This is a genomic window from Endozoicomonas sp. ONNA2 (assembly GCF_024606365.1).
Lineage (GTDB): Bacteria > Pseudomonadota > Gammaproteobacteria > Pseudomonadales > Endozoicomonadaceae > Endozoicomonas.
In genome coordinates this window covers 1-2,834 of sequence record NZ_JAHHPO010000215.1, presented here as the reverse complement: position 1 = coordinate 2,834, position 2,834 = coordinate 1, and the positions used below count along the sequence as shown (strand labels likewise).

The following is a 2,834-nucleotide window of genomic DNA, read 5'->3' as shown; positions in this document are numbered from 1 at the left end:
ATATGAATTCATGCAACTTTCTTTAGTTTAATCTTCTCCAAGCATTATTATTTTGGCCCAACAAAAAATGTAAGGTAATAAAATGTCTTATAGCAATATCATGCTGCCTCCTTCTGCCGTGTCACAACCCGGCGTGAATACAGGTTCGTCATCTTCTGGTCCTGTGTCAGAGCAGAAACGGGTTTCCTGGGGGGGGGGTTGAAGTAGCCAGACACCCTTCTGGAGAGCCTCAGTTATCAGGACACCAACATTCAGCAGAGCAGGGTCCATCATTTGACAGCCCTTTCGATCGTCGTGTTGTTAATCAAGTGCCTTCAGCCAAATTAGAGCCTTTAGCCAAAGAGCCTTTAGCCAAAGAGCCTTTAGCCAAAGAGCCTTTAGCCAAGAAGAAACCTGGCAAAGATCCAATGAAATTGACAAACAAACTTCGCTTGGCACTTCGTCAAACTGACGAAAAATTGAAAGCGAGTGAAAGGCAAATTCGAGAATTGAGTCAAAGAGCTGATGTTCGCCCTGAGAGAGTCTCAGAATTATTAGAAGCGGAGAAAAAGGTCTTGGCTGCAAAGCAAGAAATCTTGGCTGCGCAGAGAAAGTCCCTGGATTACGAGGATAGGAATCAAAAGTTGGTCGGTCATGCGGAAAAACTTTTACACTCAAATGAGAAGGCCGCGATAAAAATAAAGGCGCTGCAAGCGGAGAACGCTCGATTAAAGCAGTCACATGAATTTGTGGGTGATACCATAGATGGTATTAAGAATGAACTCAAAGGGATGAGAGAGAAATCAGAGACCATTAAATCAGAATGGAGTAAGGCTGAGCAAAATGCAGCCAACCTGTCCGCTGAATTGGCATCTGTGCACAGTGAAAAGCACTCACTGACTTCTCAGCTCGACCGTCAGGTAGACCGGGCATCCACCGCTGAAAGCGAGACAGCTGCAGAGCGCGATAAGAACCTTGAGCTGCAAGCTGCCATGTCAGAGCTGCAATCTCAAAAGTCATTGTCTGAAACGCATATTGAGCAGCAGCAACGACTCATTGATTCTTTAAACATAGAGATCGATCAACGTGATAAAGTCCTGTCTACGGCAATGCGGGACAACAAACGGTTAATAGAAGAGCTGGACTCACATCAGAAAAATCAGACCTTGTTGCAGACTGAACTGGATAAAGCCAAAAACAGCCTGGCGGACACTAATGAACGAATGGCCAGCTCGGAACGTGTATTTGTTACTACACAAAATCAACTCAGTAAAGTCGATCTGGAGGTGATTACCTTAAAACAACAGCTGAAAGATGCCACGGCAGAGAAGAATGTCGCATCAGACCTTGCCAGGCAACTTCAGGGCACGCTCAATGATAAACTTGAGGAGGCAAAATCGCTCCAGACTGAACTTAAGCAAGCGAAACAAGACGTTGCTGCTTTACAAGAGGTTGTTGATAAGAAGACGGATCGAATACGTTTACTGGAGGGCGAACTTGGTAAAAGTGAATTGAATATTAACGGTCTGCAGCAACGCATCGATCAACAGGTGTCTCAGCTGGATCGTATGCATCAAATGGAAGCGGAGCTTCAGGAGACAAAACTGCATAGTAATAAGTTGGAGCAAAGCAATCAGCAGCTAAATGAAGATTTAAACACAGCCCATAAGCAGAGCAAGGAAAACCGTGATCTTTACGATCTGGCTAAAGGTGAAAAGCTTAAATTGGAACAGTCATTCAAGGAAGTGAATTCCCTTCGCAAAAAAGATGCTGAACAACTTAAAAAATCGATGCAGCTTCAAAATAGTTTAATGGATGAACACGTATCGTCAATTAAGGAGAAGGAACAGAAGATTATTGATCTGGAATCCCGGGTACGTAATCTTGGTGCCGAATTAGATACTGCTAAAGCTGAAGGTAATAAAGAAGAAATTGCAAGACTTCAGCTTGATGTTACAGCAAAAAATCAGGAGATTGCCACACTTCAGGCACGGCTTGCAGAATCCCGGGAGCAGGCAGACACGTTGCAAAAGCAGCAAACGGAATCTCAGGAGCAGATAGACATACTCCAAAAACAGCAAAGGGAATCCCAGACTGAAATAAGCTCACTGCATCAGAAACTGACTGCCACCGAACAAAATGCAAAGCAGGAATTGAAAACTTACGAACGTCAGCTTGCTGCGATGGGTGAAGCTGAAACCACGATTGTGAAATTACATACAGAACTGTTAGAAATCCAATCCAAGAGTTCGGAACTAAGAGGTAGCTTTCAAATGACCGCCAAACGTTTGGATGCCTGCAATAGCAGTTTGCAAAGTTTTGAGGAAAAATTCAAAGAACTGATCAGTCTTGTACAGCCCGTTTTAAATATGCCAAACGTTGCCCCACTGGTGAACGATCTAAAGATTCAAGTCAAAGAGCTGAGTAGTGAACTCTCGGCACTAAAAACCGAGCAGGGGCATAACGCAAATAAGCTTGATTCTTTGGAATCAAGAACAGTGCTGCTGGAAAGGAGTAGCCAGACAAGCGTCACCGATAAACGTGAAGACGGTCAACAAGATCCGGAGGTCGCTTCAATGAGTCTGCAGTCGAAAGCCTCAGGCGCTGAGGTGCCCAGGCCTGCCCACCTGGTGGACGATTCCAGCGTGCGAGGCGGCTTGGCACCGTCTGGACGTCTCGGGGATGGCTTTTCTTCCTCGGAGGATGAAAACTTGCGTGGTCCAGATTCACAACACGTAAGTGGTGGACGTGTTTAACTATTAAACCGGTATTAGGGACTCCCCCGGGAGTCCCACAGATTTGCGGGTTATGCTTCACCAAGAGGCTGTCCGAGAATAGACTGCCCTACTGCGGCG

The 2,834-nt window shown here is 45.4% G+C and carries 2 protein-coding genes; one reads left to right on the top strand and one right to left on the bottom strand.

The genetic code is table 11. The features are described 5' to 3' along the window. Positions 1 to 87 precede the first annotated feature (87 nt). Positions 88 to 273 carry a hypothetical protein gene (locus tag KDK14_RS04020; RefSeq protein ID WP_257263734.1) on the bottom strand — a complete coding sequence of 62 codons (186 nt, stop codon included), beginning with the start codon at positions 271 to 273 and terminating at the stop codon, positions 88 to 90. A 35-nt stretch (positions 274 to 308) separates the two neighbouring features. Here KDK14_RS04020 and KDK14_RS04015 point away from each other — a divergent pair, with 35 nt between their 5' ends. After that, positions 309 to 2,735, top strand: a complete 2,427-nt coding sequence (locus tag KDK14_RS04015; protein WP_257263733.1) for a hypothetical protein — start codon at positions 309 to 311, stop codon at positions 2,733 to 2,735. The last annotated feature ends 99 nt before the right edge of the window (positions 2,736 to 2,834 follow it).